This is a genomic window from Marivita sp. S0852, assembly GCF_046591575.1.
GTDB lineage: Bacteria > Pseudomonadota > Alphaproteobacteria > Rhodobacterales > Rhodobacteraceae > Marivita.
Genome location: NZ_JBIQWA010000010.1, coordinates 1 through 20,656 on the forward strand (window position 1 = coordinate 1; position 20,656 = coordinate 20,656).

A 20,656-nucleotide genomic window follows, 5' to 3' on the forward strand; every position below is an offset into this window, starting at 1 on the left:
GCTTACCATCCGCCCGGCGCGGCAACCTTGCCAGAAACTCGCTTGTAGCTCCCATCGAGAAACTCCCTTCAAACCAAAGAAAGCTCTGAATCGCAGATCACGCGCTATGCCGTAAGTGTGCGGCGGAAACACCGGTTACTGTTCAAGATCATCAGGACCTAAAATATCCCTTTGCCCACCTTCAGGACAATCTTGCTGTTTGCGCAGCAATCTTCACAAGAGGCACCTTTGAGGTTGGCCCCTGTTTTCTACCGAGCCTCGCCCTCGATGTTTTTGCAAACGATGTCCGCAGAGTTTACCTCTCAGCCACCCTTCAATCAAAAACCGACTTTATTCGTGCATTTGGGCGCCTCCCAGGAGCGACTGTGGAACCTGCGAATGACGCGGGGAACGGCGAACGGCTCATATTGTCGGGCGAGAAGATTTCGGGTGGGTTCGACAAGGAGTTTGTCAAAAAGGTATCGGACGATGAAAAAATTGTCATAGCCGTCCCAGACTATCATTCAGCGGAAACCTGGAAGGAAATTTCGGAGGCACCAGATAAAGACAACTTTTCCGAGGCTCTGTCTGACTTCCGTGAGCAAGACAATGGTGCTTTTGTACTGGTATCCCGCGTAGACGGCATCGACCTGCCACATGACACCTGCCGCTTCATGCTCATTGAGGATATCCCATCGTCAAGCTCATTGATTGAGCGGTATCAGTGGGAATACCTGCGCATGAGCAAGGTCCAATCCGTCAGAGCTGCAAACCGCGTTGCGCAACTCTTTGGACGTATAAATCGTGGAAGAAATGACTACGGCGTGTTCTTGCTTGGAGGGCGTGAGATTAATATCTGGATGAAGAAAGACCGAAACGTCGCTCTTCTTCCACCGCTACTTCAAAAGCAGATTCTGGTCGGGCGCACGGTGCAGGATGGGCTGGATATCGACACCCCCGATAAGGCTCGTGAGGCTATGTCACGTGTTCTAAACCGCGATCCAGGTTGGATCGAGTACTATGAGCGTGAAGTGAAGCTTGGTCAGTTAGACGAGGACGAAGTTCGTAAGTCTCAAGAGGCTGAAGAGTACATGATTGATGCAGCCAAGATTGAGGCAAAATTCGCGGCCGCTCTCTGGAATGGTGATTATGCACGCGCTCGGCAATTCCTTGCGAGCAGTGTTGATCAGACCGCGAAGAATGACACGCCCCTTGGCGGGTGGCACGGTGTCTGGCTGGGTGGAGCTTATGATCTTGAGGGTGATACCGCCAGTGCAGATGCGGCGTACCGACTCGCTCGAACGCGCATCGGTCCCGCTATAACCATTCCCACTACCGCACCACTGGCGGCGAATGACGCTGGGCCGGAGCTCAACGCGTTTGGTGAATCTTTACGCTTATACCTCGGGCACACGAATGCAGCGAAAGTTGATGCTGAAATCACGAAGCTTCGGGAGGGACTTGATCTGATTTTAGGGGGGTCAACGAACCAGTCTGAAGCAAGCGTCCGTCTTCTGGGCGAAGTGCTTGGCTTCAACTCAGTTCGGCCCGACAACGATTTCCAGACCGGTCCGGACGTTCTTTGGGTTGACGAGGCGAATAAGCAAATTCTCGGGTTCGAGCTCAAGACTGACAAGGACGACCCTGCGACATATTTCAAAAAGGATGTCTCACAAGGCCATGACCATATTAGCTGGATGAAGACTACGTATCCAGACAGCGACTATCTGGGTCTTGTATTTGTTGGGCCAGATGGGATCGTAGATCCCCAGGCCAATCCTGTTGAATCTATGGGTTTATGTATCACCGATAATTTGTACGCTATGCGCGACCAACTCCTGGCGTTAATCGACGATCTATTGGGGCTCACGCCGTTGGAGCGAATCCCTGCCATTCAAGCTGAATCGGCAGACGCTCGGTGGAGTTTGGTTCAATTGCGGGATGCGATCTGGTCGAAGGCTATGACCGAAATGCCAAAAAATTAAATTCTTAGCTTTTTTGCGCACCCTTGCGGGCCGGGCTCTCGTGAACCGAGCCTGTAGTCTCGCCCAGTCGGCTTCGATCCCTTGCGCGTAAAGTGATGCCAGCCTTTGGGCTGGCTTTTTTGTTTCTGATTTAGGGGTCTGCGACCCCTTCCTCCGTCAAGACCAAGCCTTCGCTGTAGCTGCGGCGCAGCCAGCGGTGTCCCCATCCTTCCGCGCTTTGCTTGTGCAGGACGGGTGATCCCCCTCCGCCGTCTGCGGTCCTGACGGTCTCCCCCCGCTCATTGGCGCGGGCCTAGTCCGGTTGCATGCGCAACCGACTAAGCAAAAAGGAGAAAAGACCAATGAAAACGGATATCTATCAGCGCGTCACAGACAAAATCATCACAGACCTTGAGAACGGCGTTCTTGCCTGGATCAAGCCATGGTCAGCCGACAATATGGAAGGCCGGATCGTGAAGCCGCTACGCCATAACGGCGAAGCCTATAGCGGGATCAATATTCTCATGCTGTGGGGCGCGGCGTTCGAGCAGGGCTTTGTTTCACCGACATGGATGACGTTCAAGCAAGCCAAACAGCTTGGCGCGAATGTCAGAAAGGGCGAGCGCGGCAATGCTGTCGTTTATGCCAACACGATCACCCGCACCGAAGAGCAGGAAGACGGCAGCGAAGCGATCCGCGAAATCCCTTTTATGAAGGCCTACACGGTTTTTAATGTGGAGCAGATCGAGGGACTGCCCAAAAGCTACTACGAAAAACCAGAAGCTGTGATCGACCCCGAAAAGCGGATCGCACATGCTGAAACCTTCTTTGCGAAAACAGGGGCAGAGCTTCGTCACGGCGGAAACCGCGCTTTTTACAGCGGCGGACGGGACTTTGTGCAAATGCCGTTTTTTGAGAGCTTCAAAAGCCCCGAAAGCTACTATGCGACGCTAGCGCACGAGATCACACACTGGACGAATCATGCTTCGCGCCTTGATCGCGATTTTGGCCGCAAGCAATGGGGCGATGAAGGCTATGCAAGGGAAGAACTGGTCGCCGAGCTTGGTGCAGCGTTTCTTTGTGCTGATCTTGGATTGACGCCTGAACCGTCAGCCGATCATGCAGCCTATATTCAAAGCTGGCTGCGCGTTCTGAAGAACGATAAACGGGCGATTTTCAGCGCCGCTGCCTACGCCCAGAAAGCGGCCGATTACATCCACGGCCTGCAAGCAGACCTTGAAGTTGCCGCATAATCGGCGGCTTCCTATGTTTTTGACCAAGCCAAGCGAACGAGGAGACGGCGACATGGACATCTTATATTTCAGCTTCGGCGTTCACCTCGTGCGGCTGTTCGTTGATGACGAGAGCCTGCCGGAGCGGTGCGAAGCCTTCAATTTCCAAGCGAATCGCTTCACTTTGCGCGAGGACCTGGAGCTTGGTGTTTTCCACTCGCATGATGCCATCTCGCTCAGCAAAGATGACTTTGACGAGCGGCTTCAAGCAAAACGCGCTGCATATCAAAACGAAAAACAAATGCGGATTTTGGCTGGCTCGTGAGCCAGCCGAAAGAGCTTAGAGCGTCGGTCCCCGGCGCTTGAGCTCGTTTTCGATGCTTGCCATCGCAGCCAAGGCGTCACGCTGGTCTTGCGTATCACGTTCCGCGCCCGTGAAGGCGATAAACGCTTCTTTACGCAGGCCATAGAGATTTGCGGTGCTGAGCTTTGCCGCTTCGGATTGTGTGATCGGTTTCATGTGAACCTCCTTTTTCTATCGGAGACCCCGAACCATTCAGGGCCTTTCGGCCCTCGCACTCATCATCATCGGCCAATGAAGGCTTGATGGGTCGGCGGTTTGGAAGAAAGAGGGAACGGTCACAAACCCGACAATCCGAAGCTGCATCTGCACAACATCTCACTCGGCTGCAAAGTTTTATCGCCCCATGCGCCGCTGAGGTGTATGCGGCGACTTCGGGTCGTGATCAGAATTGTTGGAACGCGCGATTGTCTGGCTTTGCTCGTGATGATCCATCTCGGCATAACGGGCGACATCCTTACGAAGGCGCATAAGCTCATCTCGCGCGGCTTGGCGCTGCACTTCGATCTCGCGCTGTAATGTTTGGCGATCCTCGATCTGGCGTAGGGTCAGCGCATCTTTCTCCGCACGATCACGCTGCACGCCCGCAAGGGCTTCCGCTTCATTCTGCGCTCTAATCTTGCCATAGCGCCCTGTCAGGCGATGCCATACGCCTTTGATCCCTTTGGGAAGACGGGCAGCCCTCGCTTGCGTTTCAGCTTGCCAGCGCGCTTTTTGCGTATCGGCCAAAGCTTCGCGCTCGGCGCGCTGTTTGCCAACAAGTTCCGCTTTCTTGAAGTCGAGCGCGGCCACCTGCTTCCTGGCTTCCCGCTCAGCATCTTTGATGAAGACTTCGAGCTTATTCGTCATGCGCGCGGCGAGTTCCTCGCGCACATCATCGACAGATTTGAGATCGGACGGATCGCCAAGTTTGGCAGCCACGTCTTTGGTCTTCACGCCTGCATAGCGAGAGACGGCACAGACTTCACCCCGATAATCGACAGCGACAAAACCGCGCCGATCCCCCTTGGCAAGCTGGAAGCCTCGCTCGCCAAGTGCCTGGGCAAAGGCTTCGCGATTATCCGAGGCTTCCCATGCCTTTTGAAAGACTGCTTTTAGCTCTTTCGGATCGAGCCCGGCACGGCGAGCCTGTTGCCATTCCGCACGGGTGAAAGCGAGCGGGTCGCGCAGCCGTTTATCTTCAAGCCCGCGCGGCAGTTCCCAGCCATTTTCGATGAACAGATCACGCGACACATCGCGTAGCTTCGTTTTGAAGTGCGAGAGATTGATCGCCCGCATTTGCTCAGAGTCGATTCGCGACCACACTGCATGGGCATGGCGGCGACCATCCTTTTCATGAAAGACAATCGCGCGCGGCTGACCCGTTAGGCCGAGCGCTTGCTCGACCTTTTCAATCGCGATGTCGAAAGCATCTGTTCCGACTTGCTCAGTCTGCGGCGGGTTGAGGCTGATCGAAAACATATAGTTCTCGCAGCGCGTGCCTTGCGCGACAGCGTGCGCTTCCAAAAACGCGCCCGAGAGATCATCGGCGACGAAACCCCTAAGATCATGCAGTTCGACATGATCATTGTCGGCCATCGTCATGAGATAGCGGGCAAGCTGCGGTGCGTTTCCGCGTTCTTTGGCTTTGAGGATCATGGCCCGCCCTCTGGCGTGAGCCCAAGTGCTTTGAGCAAATCCGCCCTGATCTGCGCTATACCTTCACATGCTTCGACAAGTTCCGCTTCGGTTTCAGGCGTCACAGGCAATGAGCCCGTGTTCACAGCTTTGGCGAGCTGGTTGAGATTGGAAGATAGGCGCGAATTGCCGAGCGCGCCCATGACGCGCCCGAGGGCTTCTTTGTCCTCGACAGGTCGTTTGCCAGAGGCCTTGCGCGGTGAAGCCTCTTCACCGAATAAGCACTCGCGAATATAGGCTGAAAGCGATAAATCGCCCGCCTCAGCTTCGAGACGTGCGCGTTCTTCATGCGTCAATCGCAGCGAAAAAGGCGGCGGATATTTCTTTTCCGCGACAACCTCTTCGGCAGCTATCTTATTGAAATCAAATCTTGAAGTCCGGTCCATCGTCGCACCTCAGAGCATCTTGCTCTAATGATGCGAGATGGCGCTCCCATTCCTCTAAAGTCTCGAAAACCGTGTTCGAACGATTATCGAGCAGGTGCGCCATTTCTCAAAAGTCCTGGCACGGTTGCCACTGCGCCGCAGGCTTCTGCATGACAGTTTTGGCAGCAAAAGGCGACGTAGGGTCATCAGCCTTTCAACTAAATTTTCGAAGACGGCATGAACATTTACGTTGACTCATCGCACCGCAAATCCGTTCCTATACAAAAATTAAACGCGGCCGCTTTGGGCGGTTGAGGGAAGGAACACTGCATGGTTTTCAGAAACCTCGCTTTGGCGAGTACACTACTGACGAGCGTCACCGGATTTGCCGCCGCCGGTGAGTTACGGTTTGACGATGTTTATATCATCGGGGATTCGCTAAGTGACGCGGGCACATATTCGCAAACGGTGCAAATCGGGGGCATGGGGGCGTTGCCGGCGATCAACTACAAGTTTCTGACAAATGCACCCGATGGCACGGCGCTGACCTATGGAGAGGTTCTGGGACAGAAGCTTGGGCTGACGCTTGGGCCGAACCTCTATTCCGGCGTTCCGCTGGCCGGTGTGCCGGAACAGGCGCTGGGCGGGACAATTTACGCAGAGGGCGGATCGCGGATCACCGATCCCAACGGCATCGGTTTTAACACGGGGCAGGGGATCACCACGCGATCTTTGGCCGAACAGGTGGACCGGATGCTGGCGGACCGCCCGACGCTGGGCGAAAATGATCTTGTCATTCTTTGGGGCGGCGCAAATGACGTGTTCTCGCAGGCCGGTGCTGTTTCGGCGGGGCTGGTTTCGCCGCAGGCCGCATCGGCGAACATGGTGCAGGCCGCAACCGAGCTTGTTGATCTTGTCGATCGCGTAAAAGGGGCCGGGGCAGAGTCGGTGATTGTGGTGACAATCCCCGATATCGGAACCACGCCCTTTGGCCTTGCCTCCGGGCCTGCGGGGGCAGGGTTGCAAACCGCGCTTACCGACAGCTTTAACAACACCTTGCTGGCCTCCATCGGAGACAGGGCGGTCATTGTCGATTCGCAAAAGCTCTTGGGCCGCATTCAGGCTGATCCGGTCAAATACGGGTTCACTGCGCCCAATGCTGCGATTGTCCCGGCCTGCCCGGACAGTGCGCTGGGGTGTTTGCAGGGCGTCAATGCCAGTGCGGATAGTGAACAGCGCGTGTTTGCCGACGGGGTCCATCCAACCACAGCCGGGCATGAATTGTTCGGCCAGGCGGCCTTTGCCGGGCTCCAGGCCGCGACCCAGACCGGGGCCATCCCACTGGCCACCATGACGGCGTTGCGGCAGCACGGATTGTCGATTGAAAACCGCATGAACCCAACCGTGATGCGCACAACCGATGAAAACGGTGCGGCGCGGGTGCGCGATGTTGGGGATGTTGATGTCTATGCCAGCCTTGATTTCGGGGCATTCGAAGCAGATGCACAGCAGGTCACACCGGGCATTGACGGGTCAACGCGGGTTCTGAAAGCCGGGGCCGATATCGTTCTATCTCCAACCGCCACGATCGGTGCGGGCCTTAGCCTGGATTACGGAGAGGTTGATTTTGACAATGACGCCGGGGGCTTTGACAGCGATGTGATCGTCGGGGTTGTGTTCGGCCAGGCCGCCATCACGTCGAATGTCTATGTCAACGCGGCGTTCGGCGGTGGGCGTATCCATGTGGATGAGATCACCCGCAGTTTTGCTTTGGGCCCCGCGACAGAGCGGTACACCGCTGACACCAAAGGGGATTATCGGTTTGCCCGGATCGGCGGCGGTGGGCTGTTCACGCTGAACGATCAGGTGCGTCTGAACCCGTTTGCGCATTATACGTGGGAACGTGTGTCTTTGGACGGGTTCACCGAATCCGATGGCGCGGCAAGCCTGTCGTTTGGCAAGACCGAGCTTGAGTCCAGCCGGATCACGGCAGGGCTGTCTGCGCATTTCACTCCGGCAGATATGGATGGCTGGGTGTTCAACCTGCGTGGCTCGATCGAGCATGATTTCAATGACGATCCTCTGAAGGTCTCTCTTGGTCCGAATCCCGATACATTGGGCACAGTGACCGCGCCGCGCCCTGATCAGACCTGGGGCTATATTTCGGGATCTGTGCTCAAGGACTTTGGAAACGGCAGGTTTCTGAGCGTGACCGGGGCAAGCTCTGTCGGTCTTGACGGATCGCGTGGTCTGATTGGGTCAGTCAGCTATAAAATGACGTTTTAGGGCAAATCGGGTCACTCCGAAATCGGGCGCATCACGTAACGTATTGGACCCTATGAAATCAGGCCGTGTTATGTGGTGCGGATGCTCCGAATTCTGTTCTTGTCCCTGGATGCGGAAATTGTGATGTCAAAACAAAAAGGGCCGCCGGTTTGGCAGCCCTTTTTCGTTCAGTGCGTAAAGTTGGAGCCTACCGCCCCCAAGACCGGACCGGTCCACAATCCATATGGACAAAGTTTGATCCGCTGTAGCGTCCAACGCCGCCTGCCTTGCAGGCCGCTGCTGCGCGGGCCATCTGATTGACCGAGCGGGAATTCAGCCGCAGATCAGCCGCTTGCGCTTTGAGGTGCAGCGAATTTTTCGCCACACCTGATCCCCGGCGCCGCAACATGGCATTGGTTTTCGGGCTGCGATACCCACTAAGAAGCATGTACGGTTCTGTCGCATCCATCAGATTATGGGCCGCCGCCATGATGTCTACGGTGCGCAGATCAACGGATTTGACATCGTTAGTGCGCCAGTCGCGCATGAAATGGTTCACCTCGCGCACGGCGTCCTTGATATATTTACCTTCGATCCAGTAGATCATGTCGATCCGTTCACCGGTCCGACCCGACTGCATTCTGATCCGTCGGATATCGCCCCCGCCGCGCAGAAAGCCTGCTGCGTTCGAATATGTGGGTGCCGCGGACACCAGGGTTGCTGCAAATGCAGTCAAGATTCCGCGACGCGTCATGCCGCCAGATGCGATGTCAGTCATTGAGAAATGCCTGTCCCGTTTTCACTTTGTCAAGATGTTCACGCCGTTCCGCGAACCTGCCGAATACCTGATATTGGCGTGACTATGACACAACACGAATCTCAAAAAAACCTAAACTTCCCCGAAAATTTATGATTCAAGTTTTTTCGGCAAAAACCTGCTTAAATGGCCAAGGTGTGTTAAAGTTACTCTATAGGCGTTTTTGCCGATGCAGCATTGCCGCAAAGTGATGGCAAAAATGCAGGAAAACCATTTTGTGAATAGACAGCGCATCCGCAGATCAAGACGATAGGAAACAAAGACGCTGCTAAGGCGTTGATATAGTGTGATTACAGGAGAGTTTTTGATGATCTATCGGACGGTTTTACGCAGCGCGGCAGTTGTTGCACTTGTGGCGGCCACGCAGATCGCACCGCAGCCCGCCCAGGCCGTCCAGATAACGGCCTTTCAACAGGCTGTCGCCGAAAACGTGTCTCGGGATGATCAAATCGCCGCGTTTTACCGTGAACGCGGGTTCTCGCCGATATGGACCGGGCCGACTCAGGCGGATTTTGATCGTCGCACTGCGCTTTTGGATGCGCTGAGCCGGGCAAGCCATCACGGCCTTCCTTCAGATCGTTACAATGTTCAAACAATTCTCGCCCAAATGGCGGCGGCCCGGGCGGGATATGACCGTGGCGCGCTGGAGGTGTCGCTGACAGAACTGTATCTGGCCTATGCGCGGGATCTACAGACTGGGGTCATCGACACTCCGAAACGCATTCACCGTGAAATCGTGCGCACAATCCCGTTGCGCGACACGTCTTATTACCTGAATGGGATCGTGTCAGACGCGCCGCAGGCCTTTCTTGCATCGCTGGCTCCGCAATCGCATGAATATGCCCGCTTGATGAAAGCGAAAATGCGGCTTGAACATAAAATTGCGCATGGCGGTTGGGGCCAAACGGTGCCAAGCCAAAAACTGGAACCGGGAAACACGGGTGACGGGGTCGTTGCATTGCGCGACCGGTTGATTGCCATGGGCTATCTGGAACGCACCGTGACGGCCCGCTACGACGCGGCGATCACCGCCGCGGTGCGCGACTTTCAGGAAATGCATGGTCTGACGGCAGATGGTGTGGCCGGTGCCAGCACGCTGCAGGAAATCAACAAGACCCCACAAGAGCGGTTGAAATCCGTCATCGTCGCGATGGAGCGTGAGCGGTGGATCAACCGGCCCGACGGTCTGGGGGATCGGCACATTCTGGTCAATCTGACGGATTTCAAAGCGCGCATCTTTGACCAGGGCAAACTCACATTTGAGACGCGCTCTGTGATCGGCCACCAAGAACTGGATCGCCAGACCCCTGAATTTTCCGACGAGATGGATCACATGGTGATCAATCCAAGCTGGTTTGTCCCACGCTCGATCATCGTGCGGGAATACCTGCCCAAGTTGCGCGCCAACCCGCGCGCCGTGTCCCATCTTGAGATTACCGACAGCCGCGGTCGGGTGGTCAGCCGCAACCGCAGTTTTGCAGGCTACACCAACCGCAGTTTCCCGTTTTCAATGCGCCAGCGGCCCGGTCCCCGGAACGCTTTGGGGACGGTGAAATTCATGTTCCCGAACAAATACAATATTTACCTGCATGACACGCCGTCAAAATCCCTGTTCGACCGCGAGGTCCGCACATTTAGCCATGGGTGCGTCCGTCTGAGCGATCCTCATGATTTCGCCTATGCGCTTTTGGCGCGGCAAACCGACGATCCGCAGGGCTTTTTCAAAAGCCGCCTGCGCACTGGTAAAGAGACGCGTGTCAATCTGGATCAACCTGTTCCGGTGCATCTGATCTACCGAACCGCGTTCACTACGCCCAAGGGGCAGGTGCAGTATCGTCGCGATATTTATGATCGCGATGCAGGTATCTGGAACGCCCTGACCGCAGCAGGGGTGGAGATCGGCGGTATTCAAAGCTAAACCTGCGGCCAACCAGGCCGGAGGCGTTGATGCCCTTTACCATTGCAGAGATCGCGCACGCCCTTGGCATTCGTGCCGAAGGCGATGTCAATTTGCGGATTCACGCGGTTGCAGAGCCGGCACAGGCCGCTGACACGGACCTGGCGCTGGCGATGAAACCTGAATTTGCCGAACAGCTGGATCAGGGAACTGCCCGCGCCGCAATGCTGTGGGACACGGCTGATTGGCAGGCGCTTGGTCTGTCTGCCGCCCTTTTGGCCCCACGGCCGCGCTATGCGATGTCTGGTCTTTCGGCCATGATGGATGACGGGGCGCGCTATCCGACCGGCATCCACGGAACGGCCATTGTTGATCCTTCGGCGGTGATCCAGAACAATGTAACCATCGGTCCGTTCACCGTGATCAGCGCCGGGGCCGTGATCGGGCAGGGATCAACACTTGGCGCACATGTCTTTGTCGGCGACGGCGCGCAGATCGGGGCAAATGCCCTTGTCCATCCGGGCGTGCGCATTGGCCACGATGTCCGTATCGGCACCAATTTTATTGCGCATTTTAACGCCACTGTTGGCGCGGACGGGTTTTCCTTTGTCACCCCAGAGCCGTCGAGCATCGAAAATGTGCGCGACACACTGGGCGACCGGGGCGATGCCGCCGCCCAAAGCTATGCGCGGATACATTCGCTGGGCGGTGTCACCATCGGCGATAATGTCGAGCTTGGGTCCAACACTTGTGTTGATCGCGGCACCGTGCGGGACACCCGGATCGGTTCGGGCTGCAAGTTCGACAATCTTGCGCAGGTGGGTCACAATGTGGTCATCGGCACGGATTGCCTGATCTGTGCGCAAGTGGGCATCGCCGGTTCAAGCCGTATCGGCAACAATGTGGTTCTGGGTGGCCAGACCGGTGTCAGCGACAACCTGTTCATCGGCGACAATGTCATTACCGGCGGGGCCACCAAGGTGCTGTCCAATGTCCCGGCGGGGCGGGTGATGCTGGGATATCCGGCGATGAAAATGGATGCGCAGCTTGATCTTTACAAACAGCTGCGCCGCCTGCCGCGTCTGATTGCCGATGTGGCGGCACTCAAAAAATCCGTTTCAAAAACCGACGGGAGCCACTAAGTCACGCCGCAAGGAACTCGGAAATCGGGATGTGTGAAATGAGCGTGCAAGAGCGGGTCATCCGCATCATCGCAGAACAGGCCATGATAGAGCCGTCCGATGTGGCCACAACGGACACAATGGACGATTTGGGCATCGACAGCATGGGGCTTGTTGAATGTATCTTCGCGCTTGAGGAAGAGTTTGACATCGATGTGCCGTATAATGCCAACGAACCCCAGAAAAGCACCTTTGACATCACGTCGGTCGCCACCGTGGTGACAGGTGTCGAACACCTCATCGCGGAGCAAAAGGGCTGACGCATGAAGCGCGTGGTCATCACCGGGGCCGGATCGGTCAACGCGCTGGGCCTCAACGTGCCAGACACATTGGAAGCGATGCGCGAAGGCCGTTGCGGCATCGGGCCGCTGGCCTTTCGGGATGTAGAACGATTGGCCATCCAGATCGGGGCGCAGGTTCACGACTTTCACGGCGAGACTTTTTTCAACCGTCAGCAGCTGTCCCTGTATGACCGATTTACCCAGTTCACCCTGATCGCCGCACGCGAAGCGTTGGCGCAGGCCGGGCTTGAGTTCTCGGGCGATCTGGCCGCGCGGTCCGGGGTGGTGTTGGGCAATTCGGGTGGCGGCATGACCACGCTCGATGAAAATTACCGCAGCGTTTACGAGGACGGCAAAAACCGGGTGCATCCGTTTGTCGTGCCCAAACTGATGAACAACGCCGCCGCCAGCCATGTGTCGATGGAGTTCAACCTCAAGGGTCCAAGTTTCACCGTCTCGACCGCCTGCGCGTCGTCGAACCACGCGATGAGCCAGGCGTTTCAGATGGTCCATGGCGGGCTGGCCCCGGTGATGATCACCGGCGGATCGGAATCCATGCTGTGCTTTGGCGGCGTCAAGGCATGGGAAGGGCTGCGCGTCATGTCCAAGGACGCCTGCCGCCCGTTCAGCGCCAATCGCAACGGCATGGTGCAGGGCGAAGGGGCGGGAGTGTTTGTGTTCGAGGATTTCGATCACGCCCGCGCGCGCGGTGCTGATATTCTGGCCGAAGTCGTTGGCTTTGCCATGACCTCGGACGCGTCAGACATCGTGATGCCTTCGAAAAACGGTGCGGCACGGGCCATCGCAGGTGCCTTGTCAGACGCCAAACTCAACCCCGAAGACGTCGGCTATATCAACGCCCATGGCACCGGAACGGCCGCCAATGACAAGACCGAATGCGCCGCTGTCGCGGATGTGTTTGGCGCGCATGCCGACACGCTGATGATGTCCTCGACGAAATCCATGCACGGCCATTGTATCGGCGGCACCGGGGCGATCGAGCTTTTGGCCTGCATCATGGCGCTCCGCGATGGGGTGATCGCACCGACCATCGGTTATGAAGATCCCGACCCGGAATGCGCGCTTGATGTGGTGCCCAACGTGGCGCGCGAGGCGTCGGTCGACGTGGCGCTGTCAAACGCCTTTGCCTTCGGTGGCCTGAACGCGGTTCTGGCGCTGCGCCGGATATAGGGTTTCCCCTGCGCGCAGATCTGCTGAGTGCAGATCATGCGCGGATGCCGCATTTTGCAGCTTGGCTTTATATTTGGGCATCTGCCGGGTATCGTGGTCAGCCATATGGGGCGCGTATCGACATCCAGCCAATAAAACGGGGGCCAGCAGTATGACGACACTCCTTATTCTTGGGGCCACAGCAGGTATCGGAAAGCTTGCCTGCGAGGAGGCCCTATCGCGTGGCCACACCGTGCGCGCCTTCGGTCGCAGTGCGGAGACACTTCCCGCGCAGCCACAGCTTGAGCCTTGGGTTGGCGATGCTTTGAACGCTGAAGATGTGGCCGGGGCATTGGAAGGTGTTGATGCGGTGATCTATGCCTTGGGCATCAAGGAAAGCCCCGCGATGCTTTGGCAACAGGTCACCCTGTTTTCCGAGACAACCCGCATCCTGATTGATCAAATGCAGGAAAAAGGCGTCACGCGCTTGGTCGCCGTCACCGGGTTTGGCGCAGGGCGCAGCAAGGCCGCGCTGAGCAAGATCGAACAACTGGGACATCGCGCCATTCTGGGCAAACCATATGCCGACAAAGATCGTCAGGAGGACATGATCCTGAACAGCAATCTGGATTGGACAATCGTGCGTCCGGTTATTTTGACAAACAATCCAAAAACCGAAAAGTATCACGTTCTTAGGGACATAGGCCAGTGGCGGAACGGGCTGATCTCGCGGGCGGATGTCGCGCATTATCTGATCGACGCTGCGACATCGGACACAGATATCGGCCACGATGTGGTTCTGGCACGATAGATTTGATGAACACACCTTATCTGATCCACACAAGTTCGCTTGTGCTGACAAAAACCGCGGACGGGCTGATTGACCCCAAACTTGTGCTGGCGTGGTTGTTAAATGCAATCGGTGCGCCGGGATATATCATCGGTCTGTTGGTGCCGGTGCGCGAATCCGGCTCATTGCTTCCGCAACTGCTGTTGGCGCAGCGCATTGAAGCGCGCAGTCAGCGAAAATGGTTCTGGGTTTTCGGATCTGCCCTTCAGGGGATCGCCGCCATCAGCATCGCCGCTGCAGCCTATTTTCTAAGCGGAGCCTTGGCGGGATGGCTGGTTTTGCTTTGTCTGGCTGTGCTGGCCGTCGCGCGGGCGGCCTGTTCGGCCAGTTTCAAGGACATTCTTGCCAGAACGGTCGAAAAAGGAAATCGCGGCAAGGTGTCCGGGACAGCAAGCACATTTGCCGCCATCGTCGTGTTCGCATTTGCGCTTTTGCTGAGCTTTGGCATTTGGCCACGCGAACCGGGGGCGATTTCATTGGCGGTTTTTCTTGCGGGCATATTGTGGATCGTGGCCGCTGCGCTGTTTGCGCGACTGGCTGAACCCGATGCAAAGACCCACGAGGACAAGGACCAATCCTTGACCGATCTGGTCGATCCGCTTTGGGATGATAAAGAGCTTCAGATCTACATTGCGACGCGCGGTTTGCTCATATCGACAGCACTGGCACCGCCATTTCTTGTCATGCTTGGTAACCTTAGCGGTGCTCAGCTTGGCAATCTGGGTTTTCTGATCATCGCCTCGTCGCTGGCGTCGATTGTGTCCTCCTATATCTGGGGCGCGCTGTCTGACCGGTCGAGCCGCAAGACACTGGTCTTCGCAAGCGCGGCGGCTGCGCTGACCTATTTTATAGCCGCCGGTGGCGGGGTGTTGGGGTGGGTGTCCGACAGCTCTCTTTTGATCCCGGTTCTGATCTTTATGGCGCAGATTGCTTACGAGGGCGCGCGCGCCGGTCGCAAGACCCACCTGACGGATATGGATGCCGAAGGCCGCACTGCGGTCTATACCGCGCTGTCCAATACGGTGATCGGTGTCATGCTGGCCGCCGGAGGCGTGCTTGGGTTTCTCGCCGATGCCTTCGGGGCCAGCTTTGTGCTGGGGCTGTTGGGCCTGTTCAGCGGCTTTGCCATGATCACCGCGTTGCAATTGTCCGAAGTCCAACAAGAGTGAAAGCGCCTTGGCCCTCTTTGCCGTTTGCAACGGATCGTGCCTGACCCATCAACGCACGCATGATTTCCGCCGCGTTAACCCGGTTAGCGCCATATCCCTTCCCACGATGCGCATCGAGCGGGAAGGGTCACTCCCATGCCGCGATACGACAGGACGACACTTCTCTGAACCGCCCGCAACGGCGATCCATGAGAGACCGGTCTTAAAGGCCCATTGGGCACAGGAACCCCGGATCGGGGATGAAAAGAGAAGGGTCACGCCTAAGAGGCGGCGCCGCTTTCCTGATACTGAAATCTGCCCCGGAACACTTCGGGACTTACATGAAATAACACCGCGCTTCTTTCACAAGCGTGGCACCCCCCCCCCCGTATGGCAGCCATTGCACTTTTGGCCGCTGCGTGGCCATGTGCGACCATGGAGTTTGCACCACGTATCACCCGCCTTCCCGTGGCCTTTGATCCCGAACAGGGACAGGACGCCGTGTCTTTCACACCTTGGGCCACAACCGATATTGCGAAATTGATTGTCGGAAGCGCGGGGTGTAGCCCGTATCTCAAATCACTGATCGAAAAAGAAAACGACTGGCTGCAGGGCGCGCTGGATGCGCCGGAACGGGCGCTGTTGGATGTCTTTGACATGGTGCGCGACACCGCTCCGGATGTGTTGCCGTCAAAGCTGCGACAGGCCAAGCGGCGTGTGGCGCTGCTGACCGGGCTTGCGGATGTCGCGGGGGTGTGGCCGCTTGAAACCGTCACGCAAGCGCTGACCGATTTTGCCGACCTCTCGGTCCATCTGGCGCTGCGCGCCACGGTCGGGGCCGAAATCAGACGCGGCAAACTGCCAGGGCAAACGGCAGAGGACGCAGAAATCGCAGGCGGCATGGTGGCTCTCGCCATGGGCAAGATGGGCGCGGGCGAGTTGAATTACAGCTCTGATGTTGATCTGATTTGTCTGTTTGACGAAACCCGCTTTGATCCGGGCGAATATCACGACGCCCGCGCGAGTTTTGTCCGCGCCACACGCAAAATGTGCGCCATGCTCAGCGATTTGACAGGCGAAGGTTATGTGTTCCGCACCGATCTGCGCTTGCGTCCCGATCCGTCTGTGACCCCGGTCTGTATCGCCATGGAAACCGCAGAGCGCTATTACGAAAGTGTCGGCCGGACCTGGGAACGCGCGGCCTATATCAAGGCGCGGCCCGCGGCCGGGGATCTGGCAGCAGGGGAGGCGTTCTTGAAAACGCTGACGCCGTTCGTCTGGCGCAAACATCTGGACTTTGCCGCCATTCAGGATGCCCATGACATGGTCGAACGAATCCGCGAACACAAAGGGTTCGGCGGCTCCATCACGCTGTCCGGTCACAACATGAAGCTGGGGCGCGGTGGCATTCGCGAGATCGAGTTTTTCACCCAGACCCGCCAGATCATTGCCGGTGGCCGCGATCCGGATCTGCGGCTGCGCGCAACGGTGCCGGGTTTGGCGGTACTGGCCGAAAAAGGGTGGATACCGCCCGACGTCGCGGAAAAGCTGACCGATCATTACCGCGCTCACCGGGAAGTCGAACACCGGGTGCAAATGATCCGCGATGCGCAGACCCATGACCTGCCGCAATCCGATGCCGGGTTTGACCGGCTTGCCGCCTTTATGGGAACCGACCGCGCGAGTTTGCAAGCACAGCTGCGCACCCGTCTGGACGAGGTCCACACCCTGACCGAAGGCTTTTTTGGCGGGGACCGGGACACTCCGCAAACCCAGGCCATTCCCGAAGAGCTGGCCAAGTCGGAAATTGTCAGCCGGTGGCGCACCTATCCGGCGCTGCGCTCGGCGCGGGGCAGTGGGATTTTCCAACGCCTGCGCCCGGTGATCCTGAGCGGTCTTGCCAAAACATCCGATCCGCAAAACGCGTTGTTGGCCTTTGACGGGTTTCTCAGTGGCCTGCCCGCCGGTGTGCAGCTGTTTTCGTTGTTTGATGCCAATCCGCATCTGATTGATCTGCTGATCGACATTGTCGGCGTCTCGCCGGATCTGGCGAAATACCTGTCGCGCAATGCATCGGTGTTCGACGCGGTGATCGGAGGCGATTTCTTTTCGGACTGGCCCGGCCAAGAGACGCTGTGTGACATGCTGAGCGATGTATTGTCGCGCGAGCCCGATTATGAAAACAAGCTCAACACCGCACGGCGCTGGGGCAAGGAATGGCATTTCCGGATTGGTGTCCATCTGCTACGGGGGCTGATCAATGCAGAAGAGGCCGGCACGCAATATGCCGATCTGGCGGATGCCACCCTGATCGCTTTGTCACCCGTCGTTCATCAGGAATTCGCCCGCAAACACGGGCCCGCTCCGGGGCGCGGGGCGGTGGTTGTGGGCATGGGAAGCCTTGGGTCGCGCAGGTTGCACGCGCGGTCCGATCTTGATCTGATCGCCATCTATGATCCGGGCGATGCGGATATGTCGGACGGGCGCAGGCCGCTGGCCCCGCGGCCGTATTATGCGCGTTTGACCCAGGCGCTGATCACCGCAATGACCGTTCCCATGGCTGAGGGGCGCGTCTACGAGGTGGACATGCGCCTGCGCCCCTCGGGAAATCAGGGGCCGGTGGCCACCAGCCTGACCTCGTTCCGCAATTACCAGATGACGGATGCATGGATCTGGGAACATCTGGCCCTGACCCGGGGGCGTGTCGTCGCCGGGCCCGAGCCTCTGGCGCAGGATGTGCGTCAGGTTCAATCCGATGTCATGGCCATGCCGCGCGATCGCGACGTGGTCCTCAAAGAAGTTGCCATCATGCGCAATCGCATCGCCGCCGCCAAAGGCGAGGGCGGCCCGTGGGATGCCAAGCTGGGGCAGGGCCGTTTGCAGGATATCGAGCTGTTTGCCCAAGCCGCGGCCCTGCTTGCCGGGCAACCGCTTGGCGCTGTGTCCGATGCGCTCTCAGCAGGTGCGAAATGCGGCCTCGTCAGCGCCGACGCGGCGGCGGCCCTGACCGACACCTATCGTTTATGCTGGTCTTTGCAGATCGGATCTCGTCTGATCTCCGAGGCGACGGTGGCTCCGGATCGCGACGATTCTGCTGGAACCGGCTTTCTGTGCCGGATCACCAAGACAGCCAATCTGTCGGAACTGCGCAAGACGCTGGACACACAAACGCGCCGTGCGGCGGACATTATCAACGCCGCCCTGCCGAGTGTCGAAGAGGAGGCCTGAGCCATGAAAAAAGGCGATGCAACCGACCCCAAAGGGTTGATAGCCGACGCGTTCAAGATTGACGGGATCACCTACGAGGAATGCCGCTCGATCTTTCTGGATTGGGCTTTGGCTGTCCCGATTGACACCGACAGCAAAGCGCTGATCACAGAGCTGCTTGCGCGGCACACCGACACCGGCCATCCGATGCATCAGGTTCTGGGCGAAGGTCTGGCTGTCAGCAAACCGCCAAAGCGGCGTGGGGGATGGAAAGCCCGACGCAGCTAGGCGGGCACCCAATTTTGCAAAAAAGCTGAATGCGGCCGCACAAAAGGCCGGGCACGAACAAGGCCACCCAAAGGTGGCCCAGATCACAAAGAACCGTCAGTCGGTTTAGCCGTTCGACGCCGCCGGGGCAGGTGATGCGGCGGCCACGGGTTTGGTCTTGCCGCCATTCAGTGGATCATCCTGACGCTGGACCGACCCTTCGAAATGCGCGCCGGATTCGATGGCGATTGTCTTGTGGATGATGTCGCCCTCGACGCGTGCGGTGGCGGTCAGGCGCACTTTCAAGCCACGCACACGGCCAACGACACGACCATTCACCACAACATCATCGGCAATCACCTCGCCTTTGACGGTGGCTGTCTCGCCCACGGTCAACAGGTGCGCGCGGATGTCGCCTTCGACGGTGCCTTCGACATTGATGTCGCCGGTTGTCTTGAGATTGCCAGTGATGTGCAGGTCACTCGACAGAACAGAGGCGGCAGGCTTTGCTTTGGGGGCAGAGGCCTTGAATTCGCTAGGAGCCGGGCGGGACGATTCAGGCATCGCAGGTTTCGGCGCGCTGGCGTCGTCGGCCTTGGGACCGGGCTCGTTGATTTTGCTTTTAGAAAACATCGTTTGCAGCCTTGATATAGATCATGGGGTTAACGGGCTTGCCGCCGACACGAACTTCATAGTGCAGGTGCGTACCGGTTGAGCGTCCAGTATTCCCCATAGCAGAGATGCGATCCCCGCGCGAGACCCGTTGGCCCTTCTTCACATAGATTTTCGAGTTATGCGCATAGCGCGTTTCGATGCCAAATTCATGCTGTATCTTGACGAGCCTACCATATCCTGACTGCCAGCCCGCAAAGGTCACAACACCGTCCGCCGTTGCATAGATCGGCGTGCCGTGCGCGGCGGCGAAATCGGTTCCGGCATGCAGGCGACCCCAGCGATATCCAAAGCCGGATGTGAAGCGAAACGAATCTTTCAGCGGCATCGCAAACGGCGCTTTTTCAGCCGCGATGCGATACAGGTTCAACCGGTCCATCTGGTTCAGGATGCGGTTGGCGCGCAGCACATCTTCGGACGGGTCTTCGCCACGAGTGGAAAAGCTCAGCGGTGTCAGCGGGCCGCCTTGTCCGGAATAACCACGGCGCACCTGGTTCAGAATATTGTCAGGGTCCATCCCCGCCGCTTCAAACATCTTGTCCAAAGGCTTGACCGACACGGTCATGGCATCTTCAAGCTGGCGGAAAATGGTGTCGTTCTTTTCCGCCATCAATTTGATTTCCGTGGCCATTTCGTCGGCCCGGATCAGCGCGTCCTGTGCGTCTGCGACCACCTGGTCGCGCTCTTTCGCGGTGCGGCTTAGGGCGTTGGACAGGAAATCCAACGTGGTGGTATCCACCGCCCCCGCAGAAGCAAGCTGTGTGCCGCCGTTGTCGATTTCGTTGCGCAAGGCGACCAGTTCGGTGCGCACCTCTTCGCGGGCGCGGATTGCATCGCGCAGTTTGAGCTGCACCGCCTCAAGGCCGGTTTCCATTTCAAGGCTGCGCGTCTCGGCGTCGAGCAATTTTGACTGCATCACCGACACCTGTTGCAGCGCAGAGTTGAACCGCTCTTGTGCCGCGACCGCCTCTGCGGCGCGGGTGTCGCGTTCTTCGGACAGGATGTTCAGCCGCAGCTGATAGGTTTCCAGATCCCGCCGCGCCTGTTCACGGAAATTGCCTGACCCGATGGAGTCCATCAGCAAAATCGCTGTTGCAATAATGCTCCACGCCAAAACCAAAGATGCGCCGCCGAATGCCAGGGCCTGGGTGCCGGATTTCAATCGGATAAAGCGTGTGTCGGTGTCAGATCGAAGGAAAAGGCGCCGTTCCGGAAAAAACCGTTCAAGTATGCCATGCAGTTTGATCGCGAGTCGCGTGCGCACCTGTATGCTCCCTCATCCGTCCCTTTTGCGCGCTGCTCTGCCCCGACCCAAGCGCGCAT

18 protein-coding genes are annotated in these 20,656 nt (G+C 57.8%); 12 read left to right on the plus strand and 6 right to left on the minus strand.

The annotated features are described in order from the left end of the window. The first annotated feature begins 365 nt into the window (after positions 1–365). The 3 genes from ACG74X_RS17480 (at position 366) to ACG74X_RS17490 (ending at position 3,500) form a co-directional block, all read left to right on the plus strand. A complete protein-coding gene (locus tag ACG74X_RS17480; protein WP_411236437.1) occupies positions 366–1,964 on the plus strand; it encodes a helicase C-terminal domain-containing protein in 1,599 nt (532 codons plus the stop codon). Between the two features lie 341 nt (positions 1,965–2,305). Next, positions 2,306–3,196, plus strand: a complete 891-nt coding sequence (locus ACG74X_RS17485; RefSeq protein WP_411236438.1) for an ArdC family protein — start codon at positions 2,306–2,308, stop codon at positions 3,194–3,196. 52 nt (positions 3,197–3,248) lie between these two features. Then, complete coding sequence (locus ACG74X_RS17490; RefSeq protein ID WP_411236439.1) at positions 3,249–3,500, plus strand: hypothetical protein; 252 nt, start codon at positions 3,249–3,251, stop codon at positions 3,498–3,500. A gap of 15 nt (positions 3,501–3,515) precedes the next feature. On the opposite strand, the gene ACG74X_RS17495 is transcribed toward ACG74X_RS17490, so the two are convergent. The 3 genes from ACG74X_RS17495 to ACG74X_RS17505 form a co-directional block, all read right to left on the minus strand. Next, on the minus strand, positions 3,516–3,695 hold the full coding sequence (locus tag ACG74X_RS17495) for a hypothetical protein (RefSeq protein ID WP_411236440.1): 180 nt from the start codon (positions 3,693–3,695) through the stop codon (positions 3,516–3,518). 177 nt (positions 3,696–3,872) lie between these two features. Continuing rightward, positions 3,873–5,174, minus strand: coding sequence for a relaxase/mobilization nuclease domain-containing protein (locus ACG74X_RS17500; protein ID WP_411236441.1), 1,302 nt, complete (start codon positions 5,172–5,174; stop codon positions 3,873–3,875). Beyond that, positions 5,171–5,599 (minus strand): plasmid mobilization protein, encoded by a 429-nt coding sequence (locus ACG74X_RS17505; protein WP_411236442.1) that lies wholly within the window; start codon positions 5,597–5,599, stop codon positions 5,171–5,173. The genes ACG74X_RS17500 and ACG74X_RS17505 overlap by 4 nt, the downstream gene beginning before the upstream one ends. Positions 5,600–5,929: 330 nt before the next feature. On the opposite strand from ACG74X_RS17505, the gene ACG74X_RS17510 reads away from it, so the two are divergent. Continuing rightward, positions 5,930–7,864 carry an autotransporter domain-containing protein gene (locus ACG74X_RS17510; RefSeq protein ID WP_411236443.1) on the plus strand — a complete coding sequence of 645 codons (1,935 nt, stop codon included), beginning with the start codon at positions 5,930–5,932 and terminating at the stop codon, positions 7,862–7,864. 187 nt (positions 7,865–8,051) lie between these two features. Here the strand turns inward: ACG74X_RS17510 and ACG74X_RS17515 are convergent, their stop codons facing one another. Then, entirely contained in the window at positions 8,052–8,621 is a 570-nt protein-coding gene (locus ACG74X_RS17515) for a YcbK family protein (protein WP_411236444.1), read from the minus strand. Positions 8,622–8,967: 346 nt separating this feature from the next. On the opposite strand from ACG74X_RS17515, the gene ACG74X_RS17520 reads away from it, so the two are divergent. The 8 genes from ACG74X_RS17520 to ACG74X_RS17555 all read left to right on the plus strand — a co-directional run bounded on the left by ACG74X_RS17520 (position 8,968) and on the right by ACG74X_RS17555 (position 18,682). Further along, a complete protein-coding gene (locus ACG74X_RS17520; RefSeq protein ID WP_411236445.1) occupies positions 8,968–10,578 on the plus strand; it encodes a L,D-transpeptidase family protein in 1,611 nt (536 codons plus the stop codon). Between the two features lie 29 nt (positions 10,579–10,607). Further along, complete coding sequence (locus ACG74X_RS17525; RefSeq protein ID WP_411236447.1) at positions 10,608–11,699, plus strand: UDP-3-O-(3-hydroxymyristoyl)glucosamine N-acyltransferase; 1,092 nt, start codon at positions 10,608–10,610, stop codon at positions 11,697–11,699. Between the two features lie 38 nt (positions 11,700–11,737). Beyond that, a complete protein-coding gene (locus tag ACG74X_RS17530; protein WP_411236448.1) occupies positions 11,738–11,998 on the plus strand; it encodes an acyl carrier protein in 261 nt (86 codons plus the stop codon). A gap of 3 nt (positions 11,999–12,001) precedes the next feature. Then, positions 12,002–13,210 (plus strand): beta-ketoacyl-[acyl-carrier-protein] synthase family protein, encoded by a 1,209-nt coding sequence (locus ACG74X_RS17535; RefSeq protein ID WP_411236450.1) that lies wholly within the window; start codon positions 12,002–12,004, stop codon positions 13,208–13,210. Between the two features lie 151 nt (positions 13,211–13,361). Further along, complete coding sequence (locus ACG74X_RS17540; protein WP_411236452.1) at positions 13,362–14,000, plus strand: NAD(P)-dependent oxidoreductase; 639 nt, start codon at positions 13,362–13,364, stop codon at positions 13,998–14,000. Positions 14,001–14,005: 5 nt separating this feature from the next. Beyond that, a complete protein-coding gene (locus tag ACG74X_RS17545; protein WP_411236453.1) occupies positions 14,006–15,208 on the plus strand; it encodes an MFS transporter in 1,203 nt (400 codons plus the stop codon). Positions 15,209–15,622: 414 nt separating this feature from the next. After that, positions 15,623–18,415 (plus strand): bifunctional [glutamine synthetase] adenylyltransferase/[glutamine synthetase]-adenylyl-L-tyrosine phosphorylase, encoded by a 2,793-nt coding sequence (locus tag ACG74X_RS17550; protein WP_411236581.1) that lies wholly within the window; start codon positions 15,623–15,625, stop codon positions 18,413–18,415. 3 nt (positions 18,416–18,418) lie between these two features. Then, the gene (locus tag ACG74X_RS17555; RefSeq protein WP_411236455.1) at positions 18,419–18,682 is read left to right on the plus strand and encodes a hypothetical protein; all 264 of its coding nucleotides are present in this window, start codon (positions 18,419–18,421) and stop codon (positions 18,680–18,682) included. Positions 18,683–18,787: 105 nt separating this feature from the next. Here ACG74X_RS17555 and ACG74X_RS17560 read toward each other — a convergent pair whose 3' ends face one another. Both ACG74X_RS17560 and ACG74X_RS17565 read right to left on the minus strand, forming a co-directional pair. After that, entirely contained in the window at positions 18,788–19,294 is a 507-nt protein-coding gene (locus ACG74X_RS17560) for a bactofilin family protein (protein WP_411236457.1), read from the minus strand. After that, positions 19,284–20,597: a DUF5930 domain-containing protein gene (locus ACG74X_RS17565; RefSeq protein WP_411236458.1), complete on the minus strand. Its 1,314-nt coding sequence runs from the start codon at positions 20,595–20,597 to the stop codon at positions 19,284–19,286. Before ACG74X_RS17565 ends, ACG74X_RS17560 begins: the two co-directional genes overlap by 11 nt. Positions 20,598–20,656: the final 59 nt, after the last annotated feature.

Excerpts from the sequence above, each read along its gene's own strand:
- ACG74X_RS17485 (WP_411236438.1), top strand. The coding sequence starts at position 2,306 with ATGAAAACGGATATCTATCAGCGCGTCACAGACAAAATCATCACAGAC.
- ACG74X_RS17490 (WP_411236439.1), top strand. The coding sequence starts at position 3,249 with ATGGACATCTTATATTTCAGCTTCGGCGTTCACCTCGTGCGGCTGTTC.
- ACG74X_RS17495 (WP_411236440.1), bottom strand. The coding sequence starts at position 3,695 with ATGAAACCGATCACACAATCCGAAGCGGCAAAGCTCAGCACCGCAAAT.
- ACG74X_RS17500 (WP_411236441.1), bottom strand. The coding sequence starts at position 5,174 with ATGATCCTCAAAGCCAAAGAACGCGGAAACGCACCGCAGCTTGCCCGC.
- ACG74X_RS17505 (WP_411236442.1), bottom strand. The coding sequence starts at position 5,599 with ATGGACCGGACTTCAAGATTTGATTTCAATAAGATAGCTGCCGAAGAG.
- ACG74X_RS17515 (WP_411236444.1), bottom strand. The coding sequence starts at position 8,621 with ATGACTGACATCGCATCTGGCGGCATGACGCGTCGCGGAATCTTGACT.
- ACG74X_RS17520 (WP_411236445.1), top strand. The coding sequence starts at position 8,968 with ATGATCTATCGGACGGTTTTACGCAGCGCGGCAGTTGTTGCACTTGTG.
- ACG74X_RS17525 (WP_411236447.1), top strand. The coding sequence starts at position 10,608 with ATGCCCTTTACCATTGCAGAGATCGCGCACGCCCTTGGCATTCGTGCC.
- ACG74X_RS17530 (WP_411236448.1), top strand. The coding sequence starts at position 11,738 with ATGAGCGTGCAAGAGCGGGTCATCCGCATCATCGCAGAACAGGCCATG.
- ACG74X_RS17535 (WP_411236450.1), top strand. The coding sequence starts at position 12,002 with ATGAAGCGCGTGGTCATCACCGGGGCCGGATCGGTCAACGCGCTGGGC.
- ACG74X_RS17540 (WP_411236452.1), top strand. The coding sequence starts at position 13,362 with ATGACGACACTCCTTATTCTTGGGGCCACAGCAGGTATCGGAAAGCTT.
- ACG74X_RS17545 (WP_411236453.1), top strand. The coding sequence starts at position 14,006 with ATGAACACACCTTATCTGATCCACACAAGTTCGCTTGTGCTGACAAAA.
- ACG74X_RS17550 (WP_411236581.1), top strand. The coding sequence starts at position 15,623 with ATGGAGTTTGCACCACGTATCACCCGCCTTCCCGTGGCCTTTGATCCC.
- ACG74X_RS17555 (WP_411236455.1), top strand. The coding sequence starts at position 18,419 with ATGAAAAAAGGCGATGCAACCGACCCCAAAGGGTTGATAGCCGACGCG.
- ACG74X_RS17560 (WP_411236457.1), bottom strand. The coding sequence starts at position 19,294 with ATGTTTTCTAAAAGCAAAATCAACGAGCCCGGTCCCAAGGCCGACGAC.